Here is a 24,427-nt window from a genome sequence, read left to right as displayed (position 1 = left end):
CGCCATTGCCGAAAGCCGCCAAGAGCGACGAACAGCCCGTACTTTCGACCGAGGACGAAGAGTTCGCTCTGCATAATCTGCAGGACGCGCTGTCCGCCGATCGTCGCTACAAGGCGAGCAAGGAGGAATTGCTCCATTTCTATGAGCAGATGCTGCTCATCCGCCGCTTCGAGGAAAAGGCTGGCCAACTTTACGGGCTCGGTCTGATCGGCGGCTTCTGCCACCTCTACATCGGTCAGGAGGCAGTTGCGGTCGGCTTGCAGTCGGCGCTCAAGGGCGGGCTCGATTCGGTGATTACCGGCTATCGCGATCACGGCCACATGCTCGCCTATGGCATCGATCCCAAAGTGATCATGGCCGAATTGACCGGGCGCCAGTCGGGCATTTCCAAGGGCAAGGGCGGCTCGATGCACATGTTCAGTGTCGAGCACGGCTTTTACGGCGGTCACGGCATCGTCGGCGCGCAAGTGCCCCTCGGATCGGGGCTCGCCTTCGCGCACAAGTATCGCGAGGACGGCGGCGTGACGCTCGCCTATTTCGGTGACGGTGCGTCGAACCAGGGCCAGGTCTACGAGGCCTTCAACATGGCCAGCTTGTGGAAGCTGCCGATCATCTTCGTGATCGAGAACAACCAGTACGCGATGGGCACTTCGGTGAAGCGCGGCTCGGCCGAGACGCACTTCTATCGCCGCGGCACCGCGTTCCGCATCCCCGGCATGGACGTGAACGGAATGGACGTGCTCGAGGTACGCAAGGCGGCTGAAATCGCGATCGAATTCGTGCGCGGCGGCAACGGGCCCGTGCTCATGGAGCTCAACACGTATCGCTATCGCGGGCACTCGATGTCCGATCCCGCGAAGTACCGGACGCGCGACGAGGTGCAGGACGTGCGCACCAAGCGCGATCCGATCGAGCATGCAAAGACGGAATTGATCGAAATGGGTGTGAGCGAGGCGAGCCTCAAGGAACTCGACAAGAGCGTTCGCGCCACCGTCGCTCAGGCAGCGGACTTTGCGGAGAGCTCGCCCGAGCCGGACTTGTCCGAACTCTACACCGACGTGCTGGTGGAGCAGTACTGATGGCCATCGAACTCAAGATGCCCGCGCTCTCGCCGACGATGGAAGAGGGCAAGCTCGCCAAGTGGCTGGTCAAGGAAGGCGATGAGGTCGCCTCGGGCGACATCCTCGCCGAGATCGAGACCGACAAGGCGACGATGGAATTCGAGGCCGTCGACGAAGGGACGATCGGCAAGATCGTCGTCGCCGAAGGGACCGACGGCGTCAAAGTCGGCACGGTCATCGCCGTCATCGCAGCCGAAGGCGAAGACGCCTCCGATATCGACACTGCGACATCCGAAGCTCCCGAGAAGAAGCCGAAGGCCAAGAAATCCGAAGCGGCCGAAGCCGAATCCGGCAATGCCAAGTCCGACGGGGACGCGAAGGACGGCATGGAGCAGCTCGCCAGCGAGGTAACCCCCGCCGCTCCTGAAGTGCCGGATGGCACCAACATGAAGACTTCCACGGTGCGCGATGCCCTTCGCGACGCGATGGCCGAGGAAATGCGCCGCGACGATCGCGTATTCGTGATGGGCGAGGAAGTCGCCGAGTACCAGGGCGCCTACAAGGTCACTCAGGGTTTGCTGGAAGAATTCGGTCCGCGTCGCGTGATCGACACGCCGATCACCGAGTACGGCTTTGCAGGCATCGGTACCGGTGCCGCGATGGGCGGTCTGCGGCCGATCGTGGAGTTCATGACCTTCAACTTCGCGATGCAGGCGATCGACCACATCATCAACTCGGCTGCCAAGACCAATTACATGTCGGGCGGACAAATGCGCTGTCCCGTCGTCTTCCGCGGTCCCAATGGCGCGGCGTCGCGCGTGGGTGCGCAGCATTCGCAGAACTACGGCCCCTGGTACGCCAGCGTTCCCGGCCTCGTCGTCATAGCGCCTTACGATGCCTCCGATGCCAAAGGCCTGCTGAAGGCGGCGATCCGCTGCGAGGACCCGGTGGTCTTCCTCGAGAACGAACTCGTCTACGGCCGCTCGTTCGAATTGCCCGAACTCGACGATCATGTCCTGCCGATCGGCAAGGCGCGAATCGTCCGCGAGGGCAGCGACGTTTCGATCGTGACCTATTCGATCGGCGTCGGACTGGCTCTCGAGGCCGCCGAAACGCTCGCGAGCGAGGGGATCGAGGCCGAAGTGATCGATCTGCGCACCTTGCGCCCGCTGGACAAGGCCGCGGTGCTGGAAAGCCTCAAGAAGACCAATCGCATGGTCGTCGTCGAGGAAGGCTATCCGATCTGCTCGATCGCGTCCGAAATCATCGCGATCTGCATGGAAGAAGGGTTCGATCATCTCGATGCCCCCGTGCTCAGGGTGTGCGACGAGAACGTGCCGCTGCCTTACGCGGCCAACCTCGAGAAGGCGGCGCTCATCGATGCCGATCGCGTGACGCAAGCCGTGAAGAAAGTGTGCTACCGGGACTGATCGGGGTTCGATCGCTCAGACTTCGACGTCGGCGAAGTCATTGGTGAACCGATCGCAGGCCGACACGGTGTCGGGAGACGCCTCGCTGCGCTGGTAGACTTGCTCCAGGTCGCGGCTCGAACGGACAGTGAAGGTCGCGATCGCCTTCACTGTCTCGTCGCTGATGAAATGGCGCGAGACGAGGGGCTCGTAGTCGTAAACCAGCTCGACGAAGATCACCGCTTCGCCCGCGTTGGCGAATACTTCTTGTCCGGGTGGGCCCATGCCGATCGCGAAGGTGTCGTCGACATTGCCGTAAGTCGAGTGGTAGTCCTTCTTGCCCATGCAGCGCTGCCAGTGAATGTATTGCGCTTCGGGATCGCTGTCGGGCTGAACTTCGAGGCTGCTGATGATCACCCGCCCGCGATCCCACAGGTCCAACCGATCGCCCGCCTGCAGGCTGGCGCCGAGCAGCAGATCGTTGATGTCGCTCTCGTAGATCTTCTTGTTTTCAAGCACCGAGGTGTCGCCGATGCGCGATGCGTTATCCGCGATGTGGATCGCGATCTGGGCGATCTGCATGTTGACGACGGTGTAATTCGCCAGTTCCACCCCGCCCAGCCCGGCGGTCAGGAAGAACGGCGCGGCCAAGGCGAATTCGACCATGGCGACACCGCTGCGATTTCGGCGCAGGCGATGAAGAAACCGCGAAGCGGGATTGCGGATGCTCATAAGCAGGTCCGCACTTCAGGCTCGACCTCGATCCCGCCATAGGGCTGGTTGCGCAGCACGGTGCGCGTCATCATCGTCATCGTTTCCTCAAAGCCGACCAGTTTCGCCACGGGGAATGGTCTGAGGTATGTGACCGAGACTTCGTAAAGGACCGCGTCGCGCGCCGCGCCGAGGCCTGCCTTGCCGCGATCGGCGTCCCAGATGCCATTGCCGTTGGCATCCTCGAACGACTCGCCGTCGTTGCAGGCGCCGTTCGCGTCGACGTCGTCGAAGTCCTCGGCCTGACCGACATCGCCGAAAGAGCTGTACGAAGTCCGATCGAAGGTGAGTTGGGCGTTCGGAACGAGATCGCGCACCACTGCGGTGACATTGCCGTCGAGTTCGTCCGACTTGAGATCGGCAGCCTCGATGGTGGAATCGCGAGCGGCCTTCTGAACGGCGCCTTCCAGAAGAGCATTGGTGTAGATGCTGTACGACATGTCGAAGATGCCCATCAGCATGATCAGCAGCACCGGAGCGAGCAGCGCGAACTCCACTGCGGAGATGCCGCGATCGTCGGACAGGATCGTTCGCGAGCCGAGGGCGTGCCTCATTTGGAAATCCTGAGGTCGCCCATGGTCCTGGCGATCTTGCGGAACGCCTCGCTCAGCTCGTCGGCGTTGGCGGCCTCGAACCGATGGCTGTTGTCCGCGCACGCTTTCAGCATCGGCGACATCGCAACCCCGAAGCTGACGACCCATACGGTGATGTTGCGCTTCTTCACCTCATTGCAGGCAACGATGAAGCGGTCCTCCACGGCTTTCGTCAGAGTGAAGGGCGAGCTTGGGCTCCAGCGCCTCTGCGACAAGGGTTCCACGCCATACGTGCCATAGCTGAGGTCCAGCGGCGAGGTTTCGCCGTCGGTCAGGAAGATCAGGTGGCGACGGGTGGGCGTGCTGCCGACATCGGCGTTTTCATCGGCAAACAGACCGGTCGGCGAAAGCAGGCGCCCGCCCCAGATCATGCCGATGTCGTGATAGGTGCTTCCTTCCACCTTGAGCCCGTCGACATAAGCACCGATCTCGCCTTCGGTCATTTCGGCAAGCTTGCGCGCCGCCGAGGGGCACGCCGAAAATCCGTAATCGTCGGCCTTGATGTAGCTGCCGGTATATTCGATGGCTTTCTGCGACCAGGTGCCCCCGCTTGCCTTGATCGCGCGCAGGAACGAGATCTGGTGCAGCATCGGACGCCACTGCGTTTTCTTGTTGTTGGTAGGCACGAGATCGAGATCGAGATCGAGCGCCTTGGAAAGGTCGGGATCGGTTCCGGAGAACTCGTAAGTATCCCGCTCTTCGATGCAGCCCTTGTATTTGGCGTAGAGCGGATCGGGCAGGGGTGCGGGGTTGCCGTCCATGGGAACCGGGATGGTCGTCGCCCCTTTTTTGACAGCGCGCACATCCACATCCACGGGTTTGTATTCCCAGGTGTAGATCATCTCCTCTTCGGTGCCGTTCGGAGTCTTTGTCCAATCGTAGACATAAGGGTTATATCGCGTGCCACCAACGAAGTACCCGCCATCGGAATATTCGCAGGTGTAAGAAGTGCCGGTAACCGTGGTGCGGCCGGTCTGAGTTCCGTTAAGATGCATCACCACGTTCGACTGCGTCCATTTGGCCGTGGATTCGGGACAGTCGGGCAAGAGCGTGGGTGTCAGGGTCGTTTGCGACCCGCTGACATACCGATTGGTATAGTCGTACTTGACGACGGTTACGGTCTTGTTCTTGATCTTCGACTTACGGCCCTCGTAGGACCATTTGTCGACGAGCCAGTCGGAATTGAGCAATCCGCCGACATTGACGTTGGTCGAATAGGGCACAAATCCATAGCGGATCCGCGTTGCCGGTGGTTTGGCACGCTCGAGTTCGGCCCAGAAGTCCTTCACCACGCGCCTCAGGATCGCAATCTTGGGGCTGCTGTCGCCGGGATTGGCCTGGTTCATCGATCCCGTCGTATCGAGCACCATCATCACGTCGGTGTTCGAAAAGTTCAGTTTGGCCGCGCAGTTCACTTTGATCAGGATGTCGTCCTGGCCGAAAATCTGCATGATTGCCGTCGGGACATCGACCGAGGCCTCGCCGTTGACGGTGAAATCCTCTTGCAGCGTCATCGCGAAGTCGCGTGGCCCGCTGCCGTAAACGCCTTGCCGAAAATTGAGATTGAAGAAGCGCATGCCTGCCGCCCGCGCATCGGCGGACAGATTGCCGTCCCCCACAGCGGACGCGCCGATGCTCTTGCGCGCAGCCAGCACGCCGGCGTCGCACGCCTGCTGCAAGCGGGTTTGCGACAGATAGCCGCGCCCCATGTCGACCGCGCCGCCGACCAGCGCCAGCATCGGCGCGAGCGCCGCGGCGATGATCATGAATGTATTGCCGCTCTGGTCGTCGCCCAGTCTTGCCAGGACACGGCGAGAGCTTGCAATTGCCAGAGCTGGCAAATGGCGGAACATGCTGCGGACGGACTCCGATTGGTCGTCCCTCAGCCATAGCGGTCAGTCGTAAATGCAATGCTGACCACGCATGGTTAACACGTCAAACATGACTCCCTAACCATTGCTTACGGTTCGGGCCCGCTTCGGCCTTGCAACGGGTCTGCCTCGCCATACATCGGCGAAGTGGACACTTCCGAAATGCTGCTCTCGACACTGCCGACATTTGAGCGGCTGGCCTTGGCCTACGCGCCAGGCACGAAGCGCGAGGCGTGGCTTGCGTTCCTGGCGCTCGATGCGCGGCTGGCATCGCTGGTCCGGTCCGCCAGCGAGCCAATGCTGGCGCAACTGCGCATCGCCTGGTGGCGCGAAGCGCTCGAAGCGGACGGATCCCGATGGCCGCAAGGCGATCCCATCCTGGGTGCGCTGGCGACCTGGAACGGCCGGCATAACGGTCTCGCCGCGCTTGCCGATGGCTGGGAAGCGATTACGGCCCCGGCCCCGCTGGAAGCGACCGCCATGGCCCGCTTCGCCAAAGGGCGCGCCGACGCCATAGCCGTATTGGCGCAGCATTTGGGTGTGGGCGATCACGCCGAGGCGGCGCGGCAACTTGCGACCGATTGGACGCTCGCCGATCTCGCCATGCGCATGTCGCGCGAGGACGAGCGCAGCCTGGCGCGCGCCTTGGCGCAAGGATCGGCCAGTCGCACTCCCCGCGCGCCGCGCGCCCTTCGCCCGCTCGCCGTGTTGCGGGCGCTGACCTGGCGGCAACTCGGGCGCGGCGGGGCAGGAACGGACAATTCGCCGATGGCGCTCTTGGGTGCCATGCGAGCGGGATTGTTGGGCCGCTGAGGTTTGCCTAGAGTGCTCCCCCAGGGGGGCCTCGTCACACCATGAACCGGATCGTCGTTGGCGCATTCACTGCATTGCTGTTCGTCGCCGCTGGCCTTTTCTGGTGGCAGGGCCGGGCCGAGATGGAGCGCGCCGCGCCGCCGCCGATGGCCGCGTCCGACGGATCTCCGGCGGAGGATCCCGATGCTCTGCCAAGCGCCGACGTCGGGGATTTGCGCGGTCCCGCGCCCCCCGAAGCCACCGAGCTTACGCGTGAGCAACGCCGCTTCGGCCGCTACGATCGGGATTCCGATGGACGCATTACACGCAACGAGATGCTGTCCACCCGCACGGCCGGCTTTCGCAAGCTCGACAAGGACGGCAACAATCTGCTCGACTTCGAGGAATGGGCGCACACCACGGTCGAAAAGTTCGACGCTGCCGATGCCGATGGCGACCGGGAGCTGTCGCGCCAGGAGTTCCGCAAGACCGCGCCGGCGCCGGCCAAACCGAAACCCAAATGCAAGTGCTGAAAACCAGCGCTTAAGCGGCGGTTAGCCACCCGCTGAGATCGCTTTTCGCGCGTTCGGTGTAGGCCTCCTTGCGCGCCTTTTTCTTCACCTCGTGGAGCGGCGGGAACAAGCCGAAATTGACGTTCATCGGCTGAAACGAATCCGCCTCGGCATCGCCGGTAATGTGCGAGAGCAACGCGCCCATCGCCGTTGTGCGCGGCGGCGTTTGCCATTCCCGCCCGCCCAGTTCGGCGACGGCCATCATGCCCGTCAGCAGACCGACCGCCGCGCTTTCTACATAGCCCTCGCAGCCGGTAATTTGCCCGGCAAAGCGAACGTGCGGCGCGCTCTTCAAGCGCAGCTGCCGATCGAGCAGGCGCGGCGAATTGAGGAAGGTATTGCGGTGCAGGCCGCCAAGCCGCGCGAACTCGGCATTCTCCAGGCCGGGAATGGTGCGGAAAAGGCGGACTTGTTCGGCATGCTTGAGCTTGGTCTGGAAGCCGACCATGTTCCACAAGGTGCCGAGCTTGTTGTCCTGGCGCAGCTGGACGACCGCGTGCGGCCAGCGGCCCGTCGGGTGTTCCTCCGTCGCCCAATGCGGGTTGTCGAGGCCGACCGGCTTCATCGGACCATAACGCAGCGTATCGACGCCGCGCTCGGCCATGACCTCGATCGGCATGCAGCCGTCGAAGTAGGGGGTGTTGGCTTCCCACTGCTTGAACACCGTCTTCTCGCCCGCAACCAGCCCCGCGTGAAAGGCGAGGTACTGGTCCTTGGTCATCGGACAGTTGATGTAGTCCTTGGTGTCACCCTTGTCCCAGCGCGAGGCCATCCAGGCGACGTCCATGTCGATCGATTCGCGATAGACGATCGGGGCGATGGCATCGAAGAAGGCGAGGCTGTCCGCGCCCGTCGCCGCGCCGATGCTTTGCGCCAAAGCCTCGGCGGTGAGCGGTCCGGTCGCGACGATGGTGAGACCGGCTTCGGGCAGCCGATCGATGCGCTCACGCACGATTTCCAGCGAGGGAAGCTGCGCCAGGCGTGCCTCGACTTCTGCCGAAAATACGTCGCGATCCACCGCCAGTGCGGTGCCGGCCGGAACTTGCGCCTTGGCCGCAGCGGACATCACCAGGGAATCGCAGCGCCGCATCTCGTGATGGAGCAGGCCCACCGCATTGCGCTCGTCATCGTCGGAGCGGAAGCTGTTGGAGCACACCAGTTCGGCCAGAGCATCGGTCTGGTGCGCGGGGCTGCGGTCGCCCGAGCCGCGCATTTCGGATAAGCGCACCCTGATACCGCGCTTGGCAAGCTGCCAGGCGGCTTCGCTTCCGGCGAGACCGCCACCGATGATGTGGACATCATGAGTCATCGCTCGCGCCTAACGCTTGATGGGGGCAGGCGACAAGGCCTAGTGTGTTGCCCGTTGCGTGGAAAAGCGGCACCGGTGCCGTGCCGCTTCAGACTGCTGAAGCGGAACTTCAAGCGCCGGACTCGGAGATCACTGCCGGACATGCCTAAGCGCGCGCTGATGGAACGCCGACCCTGGATCGTCGCAAGCGTGGCCCTTGCGATCGTCTTCTGGTTCGCCAAGGACGGCCGCGTGCCGGGGCTCTACCTCATCGCGCTCGAGGCGGCACCGCTGCTGCTGCTCGGCGTCTACGCCTGGTTGCGGTTGCGGCTGCCCGAAGGGCGTATGCTCGCCGCAATGATGGCGACGAGCGGTGTCGGCGTGGCCTTGGTCGAGTTCTTCCCTTGGGCCGGAGCGACCGTCCTCATGCTTGGCTGCGGGCTCGGCATTGGCATAGTGGTGAGCCATCGCCGCATGCCGCTGCACCCCGTCGAAAAGGTCGCGGCTCTAGCGCTCATCCTGCTAACCCCTGCGGCGTGTTACTTGCTTGCCGAACCGCCCGACGATGTCACGGCCGGCTTTTACGGCCTTGCGGTCGGCGGGCTGGCGGCCGGTGCCTGGACGAGCAACTTGCCGCGCGCGCAAGTGGGGGCAGGGGCCGTGCTGCTGGTGGCGGCCAGCCTCGTCGCCATCGCCGGCGCCGGGCCTCTCTATCCCAGCCGTGTGCCGGGCCTTATCGTCTGGCCGCTGTTCTACTTCGGGAATTTCCTGTTCTGCACCGGCATCGTGCAACGCTTGCGGCCACGGCCAAGACCGCAGCTGGTCCACTGACCAGCAGCCCGCTTCAGCCCGGGAGGCGGACCTTGCCGTCGTCCTCGCGCTCGAGCGGACCGTGCGCGAGCACCGCCGTTAGCGGCAGCGGTCCATAAAGGTGCGGAAACAAGGCACCACCACGCGACGGCTCCCATTTGATCATGTCGCCTAGCCCAGCGACATCGATAGCCGCGACATGCAGACCATCCTGGCCGGCAAAGTGCTTGTCGACCGTCTCAGTCAACTGCTCCGCCGTCGACATGTGAATGTAGCCGTCGCCGATATCGACCGGGGCACCTTTGAAATGGGCGTGTTCCTGCAACTCGGCGAACTGCTCACCTGTCAGCACCTTGTAGGCGATGGTCGGCTGTTGGCTCATGCTTCGCTCTCCGGATTGCCCTCGCTATCGTCATCCTGATCGTCGCGATCCTGGGTGGTCGGAATCTCCGTGTTCTCGGCATTGCGCCCGATCATTTCCTCGACGATGGCTTCTTCCGCCTCGTTTTCGGGTTCGGTCGTTTCGTCGATCCGAACGGCGCTGACGACATGCTCATTGGGAGCGACATCGAACAACCGCACTCCGGCGCTGCCACGGCCGATGACGCGCAGCGATTCCAGGCCGATGCGGATGAGCTTGGCCTGATCGGTCACGAGCATGAGCTGGTCGCTCTTGGTCGCGGCAAAGCTCGCGACGACTGGACCATTGCGGCCGATGTTGTCGATATTGGTGATCCCCTGACCGCCACGCCCGATCCGGCGATACTCGTAGGCCGAAGACAGCTTGCCGTAGCCATTGGCGCAGATCGTGAGGATGAACTGTTCCTTCTCGGCCATTTCGGCGAAGCGATCTTCGCTGAGGTCGGGAGTGCCTTCCTTCTCCGCCTTCCAGGGCGCGAACCGCAAATAGGCCTCGCGCTCTTCGGGCGAAGTGCCGACGCGGTGCAGGATCGAAAGCGAAACGACCTCGTCGCCGTTCTTGAGGTTCATCCCACGCACGCCGGTGGAGGTGCGGCTCTGGAACTCGCGCACGTCTTCGCCGGCGAAGCGGATCGCCTTGCCTTCGCGCGAGGCCAGCAGCACGTCGTCGCTGGCATCGAGCAAGGCGACGCCGATCAGCCGGTCTTCCGAGCCTTCGTCGAACCGCATCGCGAACTTACCGTTGGACGGCACGTTGGTGAACAAGTCCATCGCGTTGCGACGCACATTGCCCTTGGCCGTCGCGAAGACGACGTGGAGCGCGCCCCAGGTGCTCTCGTCCTCCGGCAGGGGAAGGACCGCGGCGATGGTCTCACCACTGTCGAGTGCCGGCAGCAGGTTGATGATCGGCCGTCCACGCGTCGTCGGACCGCCTTCCGGCAGCTTCCACACTTTCAGGCGATAGACTTTGCCCGAGGTCGAGAAGAACAGCACCGGATTGTGCGTCGAGGTGACGAACATGTCGGACACGACGTCTTCGTCCTTGGTCGCCATCCCGGCGCGGCCCTTGCCGCCGCGATTCTGCGCGCGGAAGGTCGAAAGCGGAGTGCGCTTGATGTAGCCGTCCATGGTGACGGTCACCACCATGTCCTCACGCTCGATCAGGTCTTCGTCTTCGATGCCGTCGATGGCGCCGGTGATCTCGGAAACGCGCGGCGTCGCATAGGCCTCGCGAACCGCAACGAGCTCGTCGCGCATCACGCCATAGAGCTTGACCCGGTCGGCCAGGATCGAGAGGTATTCCTCGATGGCCGTGGCCAGTTCCTTGAGTTCGTCGCCGATCTCGTCGCGGCCCAGCGCGGTGAGACGGTGAAGCCTCAATTCGAGAATCGCCTTCACTTGCGCTTCGGACAAGCGATAGGTGCCGCCCGATTCGTCCGCCGAAGGCTCGATCGCCTCGACCAGACGGATGTACTGGGCGATGTCGCCGATCGGCCATTCCTTGGCAATCAGCTTGGCGCGCGCTTCCGCCGGGTTCGACGACGTGCGGATCATCGCCACGACCTCGTCGAGATTCGAAACCGCTACGACCAGACCAAGCAGGATGTGGGCCCGGTCGCGCGCCTTGTTCAGCTCGAACTTGGTGCGCCGAGTGATGACCTCTTCGCGGAAGTGAATGAAGGCCTGGATGATGTCGCGCAGGGCCAGCGTTTCGGGCCGGCCGCCACGAATCGCCAGCATGTTCGCCGGAAAGCTCGATTGCGCCGGAGTGAACCGCCAGACCTGATTGAGCACCACCTCGGGCGTCGCGTCGCGCTTGAGTTCGATCACGACGCGCACGCCTTCGCGATTCGATTCGTCGCGAATATCGGCGACGCCCTCAATGCGCTTGTCCTTGGCGGCCTCGGCGATCTTCTCGACCAGGCCGGACTTGCCGACCTGATAAGGGATGCTGGTCAGAATGATCGCGCGACGCCCCTCGGAGCCTCGTCCGCCACGGCCTTCCTCGATTTCATGGCGGCAGCGCATCAGGATCGAGCCGCGCCCGGTCGTATAGGCCGAGCGGCTGCCAGACTGGCCCAAGATCAGCGGTGCGGTCGGGAAGTCGGGCCCCGGAATGATCTCGAAGAGACGCTCCGTGGTGATCGTCGGATCGTCGATGAAGGCGAGGCAGCCATCGATCACTTCGCCGAGGTTGTGCGGCGGAATGTTGGTCGCCATGCCCACGGCGATACCGCCGGCGCCATTGACCAAGAGGTTCGGGAAGCGCGCGGGCAGAACCGTCGGCTCGCGGCGAGAACCGTCGTAGTTCTCGGCGAAGTCGACCGTGTCCTTGTCGAGATCATCCAGCAGCGAATTCGCGACGCGGGCGAGCCGCGCTTCGGTGTATCGCATCGAGGCCGGCGGATCGGGATCCATCGAACCGAAGTTGCCCTGGCCATCGACCAGCGGCAGGCGCATCGACCAGGGCTGCGTCATGCGCGCAAGGGCGTCATAGATCGCGGAATCGCCGTGCGGGTGGTAGTTACCCATCACGTCGCCGACGATCTTCGCCGACTTGCGGTAAGGACGGCCCGCTACGAAGCCGCCTTCCTGGCTGGCGAAGAGAATGCGCCGGTGGACCGGTTTGAGCCCGTCGCGCACATCGGGAAGTGCGCGCGCCACGATCACGCTCATCGCGTAATCGAGATAGCTCGACTTCATCTCATCGACGATGTCGATGCGGGTATATTCGCTGCCGGGCAGCGGGTCGTCGGGAATGTTTTCGTCGTCGCTCACGCGGGTTTCGTTCGGTTTTTTGTTGGTATGACCTCAAGGCCCTAGGCCAACCGGCAAGTCATGGCCAGCCCGGGGCCGGGGAAGGGCGGGAACCATTCGCCGTTTTCCACATTTGGGGGCAAAGAGAGACGGGTCAGAGCGATTTATTGCCTTGCATGATCGCGCATTCAAGGGCGGTTCAGCGCGATAAGGCTAGGAATGACCCTGTTGCCAAAGCAGAGCGGGGACGCCATCACGCCGCGGCACTCGTTCTGCAGGTCCGGTTCAGCGCCGGACTGTATTTTATTGAGAGGAGTTCGCCGGAATGGCTCGCAAATACTTGATTTCCCGTGCTGCCCTTGCCCTTGCGCTTGCAACCGGGATGACCGGCTTCGTCGCCGTGCCGGCCGCGCAGGCAGCCAAGAAGGACAAGGCGCCCAAAATCGAGTTTTCGAAGGAGTTCGCAGCAGCTGCGGCTGAGCTCGACAAGACGCTCTCTTCTGCCAGCGAAAATCCGGCCGTGACAGCAGCCAGCGCGACGGCACGCGACGCCAAGACCGATGCCGAGAAGGCTGCGGCCGCCGCGCAAGTCGACGCAGCGCTGGGTGGGGCAAAAGCGAAGCTCGCCGCCCTGGAGCCCGTGGCGACGACTTCAGGTGACAAGGTCAAGCTGGGCGAAATGACGCGCAATTTCGGCGTCCTCACCGCTGATCCCGCGATGCAGAACAAGGGCCTCAAGCTGATGATGGCCAGCGGTGCCGTCCAGCCCGAAAGCATCCCGCAGATCCAGTACTTGACCGGCATCACGGCGTATCAGACCGGCGATTACGCCGGGGCGGCGGAATATCTCAAGATGGCCAAGGACAGTGGCTACGTCGATCAGCAGGGCCTGCTCGAACGAGTGCTGGCCGATGCCTACAAGCGCACGGGCAACACCGGCGCCGCGCTTCAGGTTGCACAGCAGGAAATCGAAGCGGCCAAGGCTGCGGGCACCAAGCCCAGCGAGACGGCCATTCGCACTGCGCTGCAGGCGGCTTACGATGCCAAGCAGGCCGGGCCGGCGACCGATCTCGCGGCCATGCTCGCGGCGGATTATCCTTCGCCGTCGAGCTGGGCGTCATCGATCGCGGTCGTTCGCGCGATGTCGAAGCTTCCCAGTCAGGAAAACCTCGATCTCATGCGCCTGATGATGCGCACCAATGCGATGAACGACAAGCGCGACTACCTCGAATACATCGAGAACGTCGACCCGCGTCGCTTCCCCGGTGAAGCGCTCAAGGTCATCGATGCAGGCGTCGCTTCGGGCAAGCTCTCCGCGGGCGAAGTCGCGGAAGCCAAGCAGGTCGCGAGCGGTCGCGTCTCCTCGGACAAGGCTTCGCTGAACGGTGTGACGACGAGCGGAAACGCCAACACGGTGACGGCGACCGGCGACGCGTTCCTCAGCTACGACATGCCGGCTAAGGCGGAGGAATTCTACACCGCCGCGCTCGGCAAGCCGGGCGTGGAGACCGACAAGGCGACGCTGCGCCTCGGGATCGCCCAGGCTGACCAGGGCAAGTACGCCGCGGCGAAGCAGAACTTCGCGAAGGTGAGCGGCACCCGGGCTCCGATCGCCAAGATGTGGATGGCCTACGTCAACAGTAAGACCGGTGGCGCGGGCACGGCCGCTTCGACGGCTCCGGTCTCCCCGGCGGCCACGCAATAAGGCCAAACTGGTCAAAGAATAGCGAAGGGGCGGTCCGCATTAGCAGGCCGCCCCTTTTCGTTGTCTTCAGTGCCAGGCTTGGGAAAAGCTCAGGCGACCGGCTCGAAGCTGTCCGTGTCTTCGTCGAGCAGATGCAGCACGCCGTCGGCAATGGCGAAGAAGGCCCCGCGAAGCCGCAACGATCCCTTCGCAACCTTGCTGCTGATACAAGGGAAGGTCATCAGGTTCGCCAAGCTGACGCGGACCGCGGCCAGTTCCATATTGCGTTCGGCTTGGCGCCCGTCAGTGCCATACTCATTCGCAACCCGATCACGCACCTCGTCGAGCATGCCGATCCAGTCCGCGATGAAGCCGCCTTCTCCGGGCTTGGTGCCGTGCATTTCCTGCGTCAGCGCCGCCTTGCACCCACCGCAAAGGCCGTGCCCCATGACCACGATCTCTTTGACCTTCAGGGCCTGGACGGCGAATTCCAGAGCTGCGGACACACCGTGATAACCGGGATTGGTCTCGAAAGGCGGCACCAGCGCCGCGACATTGCGCACCACGAAGATCTCGCCGGGATCGACGTCGAAGATCTGCGACGGATCGACGCGACTGTCCGAGCAGGAAATGATCATCACTTCGGGCTGCTGGCCTTCGGTCAGGCGCTCCCACCGAGCGCGGTAAGGAGTCCAGCCGACATCACGGAAGCGGCGGTATCCATCGACCAGGTGATCGAGCACGGGCGAGGTGGGTGTCGTCATGCGGCGTCCTTTGCGTAGGTGATTGGCACTGGCAAGGCCGGGACCTTGCGACTATCTGGGCCCATATGAACGATCTGTCTGCGACCCCCAAGCCTGAAAACCCGCGCCGCGACATGCAACGCAAGCCCGACTGGATTCGGGTGCGCGCGCCCACCTCGAAGGGCTATGGCGAGACTCGGCAATTGATGCGCGACCTCAAGCTCAACACCGTGTGTGAGGAAGCGGCATGCCCGAATATCGGCGAGTGCTGGACCAAGAAGCACGCGACGGTCATGATCCTCGGCGACACCTGCACGCGGGCCTGCGCCTTCTGCAACGTCAAGACCGGGATGCCCGGCCGCGTCGATGAAACCGAGCCCGCGCATGTCGCCGAAGCCGCGGCGAAACTGGGCCTCGAGCACATCGTCATAACGTCTGTGGATCGCGACGATCTGCCCGACGGCGGCGCACACCAGTTCGTGCGTGTCATCGAGGAACTGCGCCGCACCACGCCGGGAACGACGATCGAGATCCTCACTCCGGACTTTCGCGGCAAGATGCGGGCTGCGGTCGAGGCGATCGTCGCGGCGGGGCCCGATGTCTACAATCACAATCTCGAGACGGTGCCCCGGCTCTATCCGATGATTCGCCCCGGCGCGCGCTACTACGCGTCGCTGCGGCTGCTCGAAGAAGTGAAACGTCACAATCCGGCGATCTTCACCAAGTCGGGCGTGATGCTCGGGCTGGGCGAGGAGCGGCTGGAAGTCCATCAAGTGATGGACGACATGCGGTGCGCCGACATCGATTTCCTGACCATGGGCCAATACCTGCGACCCACGCCGAAGCACGCCGAAGTGAAGGAGTTCGTCACTCCGCAGGCATTCGATGCTTATGGCGCGATCGCGCGCGCCAAGGGCTTCCTGCAAGTGGCATCGAGCCCGCTCACCCGTTCGAGCTATCACGCGGGCGAGGACTTCGCGCAGATGCGCGCGGCGCGTGAAGCCAAGCTGGCCAAAGCGGCCACTGCGGTGAACGCCTGATGCCCGGCATTCATGAAGTGCGCCGCTTGCCCTACAGCGCCGAACAGATTTTCGATCTGGTCGCGGACGTGGGCCGCTACCAGGAGTTCCTTCCCTGGGTCATCGCGACCCGGGTCAAGTCCGACACCGAGACCGAAATGATCGCGGACATGCTGGTCGGCTTCAAAGCGCTGAAGGAGAAGTTCACGTCACGCGTCGAGAAAAAGCGGGCGGAGGAAATCCGGGTCCACTACGTCGACGGTCCGCTCAAGGATCTCGATAATATCTGGCAGTTCCGATCGCTGGGCGAGAATGCCTGCGAGATCGAGTTCGACGTCGATTTCACCTTCCGCAATCCGCTGTTCGAAAAGCTGGCAGGGCAGTATTTCGATCGCGCTTTCCGCAAGATGGTCGCCGCGTTCGAGGAGCGGGCGGCGGACCTTTACGGCAGCAACAGCTCGAGCGCGACCACGGTCGCCTGACGCCGGATTGCGGCGCGATCGTTCCCGTCGAGCTGGCGCTGCTCGGCATTGACGTCGGCTTCGCCGCGAAAGGCGCAGGCGAAGACCACGGTGCCGACCGGTTTCATGTCGGTTCCGCCATCGGGCCCGGCGACGCCGCTGATTGCAACTGCGACGTCGGCAGAGCTGTGCTTGAGCGCGCCTTGGGCCATGGCCCAGGCCACGGCCGGCGAGACCGCGCCAAACGCCTCGATCAGATCGGCCGGGACGTCCAGCATCTCTTCCTTCGATTCGTTCGAATACGTCACGAAGCCGCGATCGAGGACCGCGGAGGATCCGGGGACCTCGGTAATCGCCCCGCACACGAGCCCGCCGGTGCAGCTCTCGGCGAGCGCGACCTTTCGGCCTCTTGCGGCGTTTTCGGTCACGACGCGAATGGCGAGTGCCTCGACATCGGCAGCGGTCAGACTAGTCAAAGCTCAGGTCTCGCACAGTTTGAACTGGCCGACCTTCGCATCCGTGCCGCGACCGACGAGGCCTGCGGTGAGCGCGATGAGTTCAGCCGTGTTCTCGGGAGGAAGCGGTGCCAGCAGGCGTACGACCGAGTCGATGGTCGTGCACTTCTCGATCGGGATTTCCTGAATGACCATGCCTTCCAGCAGGGGATCGACGATCTGCCGCAGCGATTCGTCGGGAAGCGAGGCGAACAACTGATTGGCGGTCGCGTCCTTCGCGCCCATCTTGAGGAAGGCCGATTTGGCGCCCGGCCAGTTCGCGGCCTTGCGCGTGGCATATTTGCTCGCGAGCGCGGCACCGTTCGTGCGCAGATAGGCGTCGGGGCCAAGCTGTGTTGCGCAGCGCTTCCCTGTGCCGGTGATGACGCTGGGCAGGGCATAGGCCGCCAGTGAGGAGAACTCGCGCGGAGAGATGCAGACGGGCTCCGCGGCGTGGAGCACGCCAGGCGCCAGGGCGAGCAACGTCGCGATCGTGGCCTTGATCCGCATCATCGAAGATCCTTTCAAAATCCGTGCCCGATCAGCTTCTTAGCAAGCAAACCGAAGCCTGCGCTGCAATGCCCTCGCCGCGACCGGTGAAGCCCAGCTTTTCCGTGGTAGTGGCCTTCACGCTCACCGCCATGATGTCAACGCCGAGGATCCGAGCGAGGCTTTCGCGCATGGCTTGGCGATGGGGCCCGATCTTGGGCGCCTCGCAGACAATGGTAACGTCAGCATTACCCAGCATATATCCCGCCGAACGCGCCAGTTCCCCGGCATGCGCGAGAAATCGCTCGGAAGCGGCGCCGCGCCACTGCGGCTCGGACGGCGGAAAGTGCGTGCCGATGTCGCCATTGCCGAGCGCCCCGAGGATCGCGTCGACCAGAGCGTGGATCGCGACGTCGGCGTCGCTGTGCCCGGCAAGACCTTTGTCGTGCTCGATGCGGATGCCGCATAGCCACAGTTCCTCGCCGGCTTCGAGGCGGTGGACATCGTAGCCATTGCCGATCCGCACTGGAGCCACCGCCGAGGCAAAGTCGCTGGCCCAGGTAAGCTTGTGCAAGGCCTCGTCTCCTTCGACCAGTTTCACCTCGATCCCGGCTGCGCGCGCCACTTGCGCATCGTCGCCAGCGTCGGCAGCGCCGTGCCAGGCCCGGTGCGCGGATAGGATAGCGTCGAAACGGAAGGCCTGCGGGGTCTGGACCCGGCGCAAGTCCTCGCGGGGTGCCGGTTCGCCCATCACATCGCCGCGGGCATGGGCCAGGCTATCGACGACGGCAAGGACGGGAATGGCAGCCTCGGACCCGTCGAGCGCGGCGCACAGCCGTTCGATCACCGCCGGGACGATAATCGGGCGTGCCGCATCGTGGATCAGGACTTTGTCAGGGTGCGCGGACAAGGCCTCGAGACCTTCGAGGCCGCGCAAGACCGAGCCTTGTCGCGTTGGCGCCCCGGTGACGAAGCTGACGGGACTCAAGCCGTCCAGGGCTTCGGCAGCAAGGGCGTGCGCACCCTCGGGAATGACCACGACGACCGGTGCGATGCCAGCGTCGATCAACGCTTCGACCGAGTGCCGCAGCACCGGTTTGTCGCGCCACCGCGCAAATTGCTTGGGGAGGGGTTGCCCGGCACGCAGGCCTTGACCTGCTGCGACGACGACTGCCGCTGCCGGCGCATCTGACTTGTCCCGGACCATGACACGAGCGCCTAATCGCTTGCTGATGGCAGAGCAATCCACTATGCGCTGCCTGTTTTTTAGGCAGATCCGGATTAAACTTTGACCACGCCCTGCTCCGAGACCCGTACGCCTGCACCGCCCGAGCTCGCACCGATCCAGGTGGGGCCGGTCTCGATCGCGTGTCCGGTGGTGCTCGCGCCGATGACCGGGGTCACCGATCTGCCGTTCCGCAAGATGGTGCGGCGCTTCGGATCGGGGCTGAACGTCACCGAGATGATCGCGAGCCCCGCTGCGATCCGCGAGACGCGCCAGTCGGTCCAGAAGGCGATGTGGGATCCGGCCGAAGAGCCGGTCTCGATGCAGCTCGTCGGGTGCGAGCCCGCGCAAATGGCCGAGGCGGCCAAGCTCTCGGCCGACAAGGGTGCGGCGATCATCGACATCAACATGGGCTGCCCGGTGCGCAAGGTCGTGAACGGCGAGGCCGGTTCGGCGCTGATGCGCGACGTCAAGCTGGCGGCGAGCCTGATCGAGGCGACGGTCAAGGCGGTCGACGTGCCGGTGACGGTCAAGATGCGGATGGGCTGGTGTCACGACAGCCTCAACGCGCCCGAGCTTGCCCGCATTGCCCAGGATCTGGGCGCGCGGATGATCACCGTGCACGGTCGCACGCGCAATCAGATGTACAAGGGCAGTGCCGACTGGAGCTTCGTGCGTCGCGTCAAGGATGCGGTGAATGTCCCGGTGCTGGTCAATGGCGACATCTGCGGGATCGACGATGCCGCCCAGGCGCTCGAGCAATCGGGCGCCGATGGCGTGATGATCGGACGCGGTGCTTATGGCCGACCCTGGCTGCTCGCGCAGGTGATGCGGTGGTGGGCCGGATCCGAACCCTTGGCCGATCCGACCTTGGCCGAACAATTCGATCTCATCATCGAGCACTACGAAGACATGCTCGCGCTCTATGGCCGCGACACGGGCGTGAAGATGGCGCGCAAGCATTTGGGCTGGTACACCAAGGGCCTGCCGGGCTCTGCCGAGTTCCGCAACAAGGTGAATTTCGTCGACGATGCCGACCAGGTCATCGCCATGCTCGGCGAGTTCTACGCGCCGTGGCGCGACGGCCAAGAGCAGCGCCGCGCGGCATGAGAGCGATCCCGGCCGAGGCCCCGCCAGAAGCCCGCCGTCTCCTCGCAAGCCTTGCGCATGCCGTGGTGGTGCTCGAGCCCGGGCTGAGGATCAGCTGGATCAATCCCGCGGCGGAGACTTACTTCGGTCAGAGCCAACGTCGTGTTTCCGGCAAGCCTTTGTTCGACGTGGTGCAATTCGCGGATTCGCGGCTTGCGAAGATGCTTTCGGACTTCGAGACGCCGGTTTCGGCCCGCGAGGTGGTGATCGTGCACAAGGGCAGGGGGGCGATGCGCGTCGACGTCAGCGTCGCGCCGGTCGCCGATCATGCCGGCTGGCAGATCCTCTCCATCCACGACAAGACCGGCAGCGACGCGCTGGGCGAGGATTCCGGTGTCGCCGACAACGCCGTGCTGCGCGGGCCGGAAATCATGGCGCACGAGATCAAGAACCCGCTGGCGGGAATCCGTGGTGCCGCGCAGCTGCTGGCGCGGCGTCTTGACGATCGCGATCGCCCGCTGACCGATCTGATTACCGGCGAGGTCGATCGGATCGCGATGCTGATCGAGCGGATGCAGAAGCTGAGTCGCCGCACGCCCAATCCGGTCGAGCCATGCAACCTGCATCTCGCCGCGCGTCGTGCGATCGACGTGCTGCAGGCTGCGGATGAGGAGGGTTCGCTGCGCATCGAGGAGGAATTCGATCCCTCGCTCCCGGCCGTGCTGGGCAATGCCGACGCGCTCGTCCAGGTTCTCATCAACTTGCTATCCAATGCCCAGGAAGCATGCGGGGGCACGCCGGGGGGGCGGATCGTGCTGCGAACCCGGTTTGCGAGCGGGCTTCAGCTCCATGCCACCGATACCGGCCGCTCGGTCCGGCTGCCGATCGAAATTCGGGTGAGCGATTCCGGCCCGGGCGTGGATCCCGCGATGCGCGAGCACATCTTCGAACCCTTCGTCACCAGCAAGTCCTCGGGACAAGGTCTCGGCCTGCCGCTGGTGCGCAAGCTGATCCGCGACATGAGCGGCCGGATCAGTCACGAGCGCGACGAAGCCACGGGCTGGACCCATTTCCGTGTCCATCTCCCGCTCGCTCAGGAAACGCAGCGTCGCTCGCACCGTCGGCGAGAAACGGCATGAGTGTTCTGCTTGTCGAAGACGATGCGTCGATCGCGCTGGTAATCACGGCCGCGCTCGAGGCCGAGGGGTTCGCTGTGACGCACTGCGATACCATTGGCGAGCGCGATAGATTGATCCGACAGGCCTCGTTCAAGGCACTGGTCACCGACGTCAAACTGCCCGACGGCGACGGTATCGAGACACTCGAGCGTGTCATTGCCCTACATCCCGACATGCCGATCGTCATACTGAGCGCGCAGAACACGCTCGATACCGCGGTTCGCGCCACGGAAACCGGTGCTTTCGAATACTTTCCCAAGCCGTTCGACATCGACGAACTGGCCCGCACCGTGCGTCAGGCCATCGGCGGATCGGAAGCGGCGGTGGCGGGCGCGGACGAGCCGCTCGGCGACGGGCTGCCGTTGGTCGGGCGCAGTGTCGCGATGCAATCGGTGTTTCGCATGATCACCCGGGTGCTGCGTAACGACCTGACGGTGCTGATCCTGGGCGAATCTGGCACTGGCAAGGAGTTGGTGGCCGAAGCGATCCATCAACTGGGTCACCGCCGTTCGGGACCCTTCATCGCTGTCAACACGGCCGCGATCCCGGCGGAGCTCATCGAAAGCGAGCTGTTCGGACATGAGAAGGGCGCTTTCACTGGCGCTGTCGCGCGCCACGTCGGCAAGTTCGAGCAAGCCGCAGGCGGTACGCTGTTTCTCGACGAGATCGGCGACATGCCGATGCAGGCGCAGACGCGGCTGCTGCGCGCGCTGCAATCGGGCACGATCCGCCGCGTCGGCGGCCGCGAGGAAGTGGCGCTCGACACGCGGATCATCGCTGCGACCAACAAGGATCTCGGGCCCCAGATCTCCGCAGGCAAGTTCCGCGAGGATCTGTTCTACCGGCTCAACGTGGTTCCGATCACCCTGCCGCCCTTGCGCGAACGCTCGGACGACATCGAATCGCTGGTGCGCCATTTCCTGCAGGTGGCTGTGTCCGAAGGATTGCCGCGACGCCAGCTCACACCCGATGCGATGGCGCTGCTTTCCCGCCAGCCCTGGCGCGGCAACGTGCGAGAGCTGAAGAACTTCGTCTATCGCTTGGCGCTCCTGGCGCGAGAGGAAGTGATCGACGAGGACACCGTGACGCCGCTCCTGGTGCAGGACGGAGCCTCCGCGGTGCCGTTCGATACGATGCCGGTGGACCTCGACGCCGCCATCGCGCTCTGGCTCGAGACCGAACGTCCGCTGTCCGGCTCCGTTTATGGCGCCGCGCTGGCCGCGCTCGAAAAGCCGCTATTTTCGAGGATTCTTCACGAAACGGGCGGCAATCAGCTGCGAGCCGCGCAGGAGCTCGGAATCAATCGCAACACGTTGCGCAAGCGCTTGTCCGACCTTCGCCTCGACCCTGAAGCCTTTGTCCGACGCGTGTGACACGACGCCTTCGGGCCCCGTCATGCGACTGACACTGTTCGTGGAATTTCCCTTGCAAATCGGCAACAGTGCTGTCGTAACGGCGCAACGATGATGGCGCAGGTGAGCACCCGCAAACGGTGGCCGAGATGGTGGCGCAGAGCCCAGCTCGCCGCGCGCCGCGCGAATTTCTTCGCATCGGTCGAAGCGTTTTCGATCGTCGCTTTTCTGGTCATGACGGTGATCACGGGCATCGCGCTGCAGGACAGCGCCGAGAAAAGCCAGCTGCTGCCGTCGAATCTCACCGCGTTGCTGCTGATCGGCACTTTGGTTCCCGCCATGGCCATCCTGGTCCTGCTCGGTCGCCGGATCGCGCTCCGGCGTGCGGCCGAGACGATGGGCGGCACGGGGCAGATGCACCAGCGGCTGGTGTTCTTCTTTTCGATGATCGCCGCGGTGCCGACGCTGCTGGTGGTGATATTCGCGTCGCTGTTGTTCCAGTCGGGCGTCGAATTCTGGTTTTCCGACAGTTCGCGCGGATTGCTGGAGAATGCCAACAAGCTCGCGCGCGGATACTACGAACAGGTGCAACGCGACGTTCAGTACGAGACGGTCGCCATGGCGGAGGATCTCGGCTCCTTCCTCACGAAGGAATCGATCTCGAGCGAGGCTTTCCCGGAGTTCTACTTCTTCCAGGTCACGCGTCGCAAGCTGACTGCTTCGGCCATCCTCCAGCGCGGCGCGGACGGCAAATTGCGCACGGCGGCCATCGTCGACCCCGAAGGGGACAGTGGCCCCGAGACGATCCCTGCCGCCACTCTCAACCGGCTCGACAAGGGTGAGCCCATGGTCGTTTCGGCGAACGCCAACCGTATCACTGCGGTCATCCCGCTCGACCGCGAAGCCGGCATCTATCTGTTCAACGCTCGCGCATCCGATCTGCTCGCCTTCAGCCAGGGCCAGCGCGCGGAGAACATCGTTCAGGCCTACGAGATCCTCACGAGCCGCGCGCGGGTGCTGCAATTGCGCTTCAACGTGGCGTTGTTCGTCGCCTCGCTCGCGCTGGTCGGCCTTTCGGTGTGGTTCGCGCTGCGCTTCGCCGATCGCCAGGTGAAGCCGCTGTACGAGCTCGTCGATGCGGCGCGGCGGGTGGGCAGCGGCAACTTCGCCCTGCGCATCGAAGGCCGGACCGGAGCGGATGAGATCGGCCTGCTCAATCGCGCCTTCAATCGGATGACGGCGCAGATCGAGAAGCAGACTCAGGCCCTCATCGGGGCCAACGCGCAGTTGCAGGAACGCCGTGCCTTCATAGAGGCCGTGCTCGAATCGGTGACGTCGGGGATCATCTCGATCGACGGGCAGGGGGCGATCCTGCTGATCAACAGCACTGCGCAACGCCTGTTGCTCGACGATGATTCCGACGCCCCGATCGGCGTACCGCTGGCCGATCTTGCGCCGCAGCTGGCGTCGATGGCCGATTCCGACGCGCGTGGCGGCATCGTCCAGTATGCCAAGCAAGGCGAGCTGCTGACGCTCGCCATCAAGACCAGTCGCGATCGCACCGGCCATGTCATCACCTTCGAGGATATAACGCGCCAGTTGCTCGACCAGCGGCAAGCGGCCTGGTCCGATGTCGCGCGCCGCATCGCGCACGAGATCAAGAACCCGCTGACGCCGATCCAGCTTGCGACGGAGCGACTGAGTCGACGCTATCGCAAGCAGATCGTCGACAATCCAAAGCTGTTCGAGGATCTGACCGCGACGATCATCCGGCAAGTCGGCGATCTCAGGAAGATGGTCGACGAATTCTCCTCTTTCGCGCGCTTGCCGAAGCCCGTCTTCCGTATCGAAGATCCGGTGGCGCTGACCCGGCAAGCGCTGTTTTTGCAGGAAGTGGCGCGGCCGGACATCATGTTTTCATTCAAGTCCGACCCCAGCATCGGCACGATCGCTTGTGATCGCCACCAGTTCGGCCAGGCCATGACCAATGTTTTGAAGAATGCGGTCGAGGCGATCGAAGCCGTCCCCAAGGACCCCCTCGAAGACTTCGTCAGTCGCATCGACGTCGAAGTCCGCGATCTGGGAGATGCCGTCAGCGTGTGCATCGCCGACAATGGCATCGGCCTTTCTCAGGATCGCGACCGCATCATCGAGCCCTATGTGACCACGCGCGACAAGGGCACAGGCCTGGGGCTCGCCATCGTCAACAAGATCGTCGAGGAGCACGGTGGCGAAATGACGTTCACCTCCGCGCAAGGCGAGGGCACCAAGGTGACCATGCGCTTCGCCACGGACCCTCTCGCGCAGACCCGCGCACCGGAAGCCGCCGAATGATCGCAACAACAATGA

The 24,427-nt window shown here is 63.9% G+C and carries 22 protein-coding genes; 12 read left to right on the top strand and 10 right to left on the bottom strand.

Annotated elements, in window-relative coordinates; genetic code table 11:
• Positions 1 to 5 precede the first annotated feature (5 nt).
• Both pdhA and GQO94_RS00695 read left to right on the top strand, forming a co-directional pair.
• Positions 6 to 1,079 (top strand): pyruvate dehydrogenase (acetyl-transferring) E1 component subunit alpha, encoded by a 1,074-nt coding sequence (pdhA, locus tag GQO94_RS00700; RefSeq protein WP_156839223.1) that lies wholly within the window; start codon positions 6 to 8, stop codon positions 1,077 to 1,079.
• Positions 1,079 to 2,491, top strand: coding sequence for a pyruvate dehydrogenase complex E1 component subunit beta (locus tag GQO94_RS00695; protein ID WP_156839222.1), 1,413 nt, complete (start codon positions 1,079 to 1,081; stop codon positions 2,489 to 2,491). Before pdhA ends, GQO94_RS00695 begins: the two co-directional genes overlap by 1 nt.
• Before the next feature lie 15 nt (positions 2,492 to 2,506).
• Here the strand turns inward: GQO94_RS00695 and GQO94_RS00690 are convergent, their stop codons facing one another.
• From GQO94_RS00690 to GQO94_RS00680, 3 genes are read right to left on the bottom strand one after another with little or no spacing between them, the layout of a single operon-like run.
• On the bottom strand, positions 2,507 to 3,202 hold the full coding sequence (locus tag GQO94_RS00690) for a TadE/TadG family type IV pilus assembly protein (protein ID WP_156839221.1): 696 nt from the start codon (positions 3,200 to 3,202) through the stop codon (positions 2,507 to 2,509).
• Positions 3,199 to 3,795 (bottom strand): TadE/TadG family type IV pilus assembly protein, encoded by a 597-nt coding sequence (locus tag GQO94_RS00685; RefSeq protein WP_198045732.1) that lies wholly within the window; start codon positions 3,793 to 3,795, stop codon positions 3,199 to 3,201. Before GQO94_RS00685 ends, GQO94_RS00690 begins: the two co-directional genes overlap by 4 nt.
• Entirely contained in the window at positions 3,792 to 5,600 is a 1,809-nt protein-coding gene (locus tag GQO94_RS00680) for a Tad domain-containing protein (RefSeq protein WP_198045731.1), read from the bottom strand. The genes GQO94_RS00685 and GQO94_RS00680 overlap by 4 nt, the downstream gene beginning before the upstream one ends.
• A gap of 252 nt (positions 5,601 to 5,852) precedes the next feature.
• On the opposite strand from GQO94_RS00680, the gene GQO94_RS00675 reads away from it, so the two are divergent.
• Positions 5,853 to 6,518: a squalene/phytoene synthase family protein gene (locus GQO94_RS00675; RefSeq protein ID WP_232332699.1), complete on the top strand. Its 666-nt coding sequence runs from the start codon at positions 5,853 to 5,855 to the stop codon at positions 6,516 to 6,518.
• A 41-nt stretch (positions 6,519 to 6,559) separates the two neighbouring features.
• The gene (locus GQO94_RS00670) at positions 6,560 to 7,030 is read left to right on the top strand and encodes an EF-hand domain-containing protein (protein WP_156839218.1); all 471 of its coding nucleotides are present in this window, start codon (positions 6,560 to 6,562) and stop codon (positions 7,028 to 7,030) included.
• A gap of 10 nt (positions 7,031 to 7,040) precedes the next feature.
• On the opposite strand, the gene trmFO is transcribed toward GQO94_RS00670, so the two are convergent.
• A complete protein-coding gene (gene trmFO / locus GQO94_RS00665; RefSeq protein ID WP_156839217.1) occupies positions 7,041 to 8,378 on the bottom strand; it encodes a methylenetetrahydrofolate--tRNA-(uracil(54)-C(5))-methyltransferase (FADH(2)-oxidizing) TrmFO in 1,338 nt (445 codons plus the stop codon).
• A 159-nt stretch (positions 8,379 to 8,537) separates the two neighbouring features.
• Here trmFO and GQO94_RS00660 point away from each other — a divergent pair, with 159 nt between their 5' ends.
• Entirely contained in the window at positions 8,538 to 9,188 is a 651-nt protein-coding gene (locus GQO94_RS00660) for a hypothetical protein (protein WP_156839216.1), read from the top strand.
• 13 nt (positions 9,189 to 9,201) lie between these two features.
• Here the strand turns inward: GQO94_RS00660 and GQO94_RS00655 are convergent, their stop codons facing one another.
• Entirely contained in the window at positions 9,202 to 9,549 is a 348-nt protein-coding gene (locus GQO94_RS00655; RefSeq protein WP_156839215.1) for a DUF952 domain-containing protein, read from the bottom strand.
• The gene (gene gyrA, locus GQO94_RS00650; RefSeq protein ID WP_232332720.1) at positions 9,546 to 12,290 is read right to left on the bottom strand and encodes a DNA gyrase subunit A; all 2,745 of its coding nucleotides are present in this window, start codon (positions 12,288 to 12,290) and stop codon (positions 9,546 to 9,548) included. The genes GQO94_RS00655 and gyrA overlap by 4 nt, the downstream gene beginning before the upstream one ends.
• Positions 12,291 to 12,669: 379 nt before the next feature.
• On the opposite strand from gyrA, the gene GQO94_RS00645 reads away from it, so the two are divergent.
• A complete protein-coding gene (locus GQO94_RS00645) occupies positions 12,670 to 14,049 on the top strand; it encodes a hypothetical protein (protein ID WP_156839213.1) in 1,380 nt (459 codons plus the stop codon).
• 89 nt (positions 14,050 to 14,138) lie between these two features.
• Here the strand turns inward: GQO94_RS00645 and GQO94_RS00640 are convergent, their stop codons facing one another.
• The gene (locus GQO94_RS00640; protein WP_156839212.1) at positions 14,139 to 14,792 is read right to left on the bottom strand and encodes a carbonic anhydrase; all 654 of its coding nucleotides are present in this window, start codon (positions 14,790 to 14,792) and stop codon (positions 14,139 to 14,141) included.
• 65 nt (positions 14,793 to 14,857) lie between these two features.
• Between GQO94_RS00640 and lipA the strand changes: the two genes are divergently transcribed.
• Positions 14,858 to 15,811 (top strand): lipoyl synthase, encoded by a 954-nt coding sequence (lipA, locus tag GQO94_RS00635; RefSeq protein ID WP_156839211.1) that lies wholly within the window; start codon positions 14,858 to 14,860, stop codon positions 15,809 to 15,811.
• Entirely contained in the window at positions 15,811 to 16,272 is a 462-nt protein-coding gene (locus GQO94_RS00630; protein ID WP_156839210.1) for a type II toxin-antitoxin system RatA family toxin, read from the top strand. Before lipA ends, GQO94_RS00630 begins: the two co-directional genes overlap by 1 nt.
• Here the strand turns inward: GQO94_RS00630 and GQO94_RS00625 are convergent.
• Genes GQO94_RS00625 through GQO94_RS00615 form a run of 3 tightly spaced genes read right to left on the bottom strand, consistent with a single transcriptional unit; the run spans position 16,233 to position 18,441 of the window.
• Entirely contained in the window at positions 16,233 to 16,727 is a 495-nt protein-coding gene (locus tag GQO94_RS00625) for a CinA family protein (protein WP_156839209.1), read from the bottom strand. The genes GQO94_RS00630 and GQO94_RS00625 overlap by 40 nt on opposite strands.
• A 3-nt stretch (positions 16,728 to 16,730) precedes the next feature.
• Positions 16,731 to 17,258: a hypothetical protein gene (locus GQO94_RS00620; protein ID WP_198045730.1), complete on the bottom strand. Its 528-nt coding sequence runs from the start codon at positions 17,256 to 17,258 to the stop codon at positions 16,731 to 16,733.
• 28 nt (positions 17,259 to 17,286) lie between these two features.
• The gene (locus GQO94_RS00615; RefSeq protein WP_156839208.1) at positions 17,287 to 18,441 is read right to left on the bottom strand and encodes a bifunctional 2-C-methyl-D-erythritol 4-phosphate cytidylyltransferase/2-C-methyl-D-erythritol 2,4-cyclodiphosphate synthase; all 1,155 of its coding nucleotides are present in this window, start codon (positions 18,439 to 18,441) and stop codon (positions 17,287 to 17,289) included.
• Positions 18,442 to 18,522: 81 nt separating this feature from the next.
• Here GQO94_RS00615 and dusB point away from each other — a divergent pair, with 81 nt between their 5' ends.
• The 4 genes from dusB to GQO94_RS00595 all read left to right on the top strand — a co-directional run bounded on the left by dusB (position 18,523) and on the right by GQO94_RS00595 (position 24,412).
• A complete protein-coding gene (dusB, locus tag GQO94_RS00610) occupies positions 18,523 to 19,569 on the top strand; it encodes a tRNA dihydrouridine synthase DusB (protein ID WP_156839207.1) in 1,047 nt (348 codons plus the stop codon).
• Positions 19,566 to 20,687, top strand: coding sequence for a two-component system sensor histidine kinase NtrB (locus GQO94_RS00605; RefSeq protein WP_156839206.1), 1,122 nt, complete (start codon positions 19,566 to 19,568; stop codon positions 20,685 to 20,687). The genes dusB and GQO94_RS00605 overlap by 4 nt, the downstream gene beginning before the upstream one ends.
• On the top strand, positions 20,684 to 22,099 hold the full coding sequence (locus GQO94_RS00600) for a sigma-54-dependent transcriptional regulator (RefSeq protein ID WP_156839205.1): 1,416 nt from the start codon (positions 20,684 to 20,686) through the stop codon (positions 22,097 to 22,099). Before GQO94_RS00605 ends, GQO94_RS00600 begins: the two co-directional genes overlap by 4 nt.
• A 93-nt stretch (positions 22,100 to 22,192) precedes the next feature.
• Complete coding sequence (locus tag GQO94_RS00595; RefSeq protein ID WP_156839204.1) at positions 22,193 to 24,412, top strand: sensor histidine kinase; 2,220 nt, start codon at positions 22,193 to 22,195, stop codon at positions 24,410 to 24,412.
• Positions 24,413 to 24,427 lie beyond the last annotated feature (15 nt).

The organism is Novosphingobium aquimarinum (assembly GCF_009746585.1).
GTDB lineage: Bacteria > Pseudomonadota > Alphaproteobacteria > Sphingomonadales > Sphingomonadaceae > Novosphingobium > Novosphingobium aquimarinum.
This window is presented reverse-complemented; position numbering and strand designations above follow the sequence as displayed.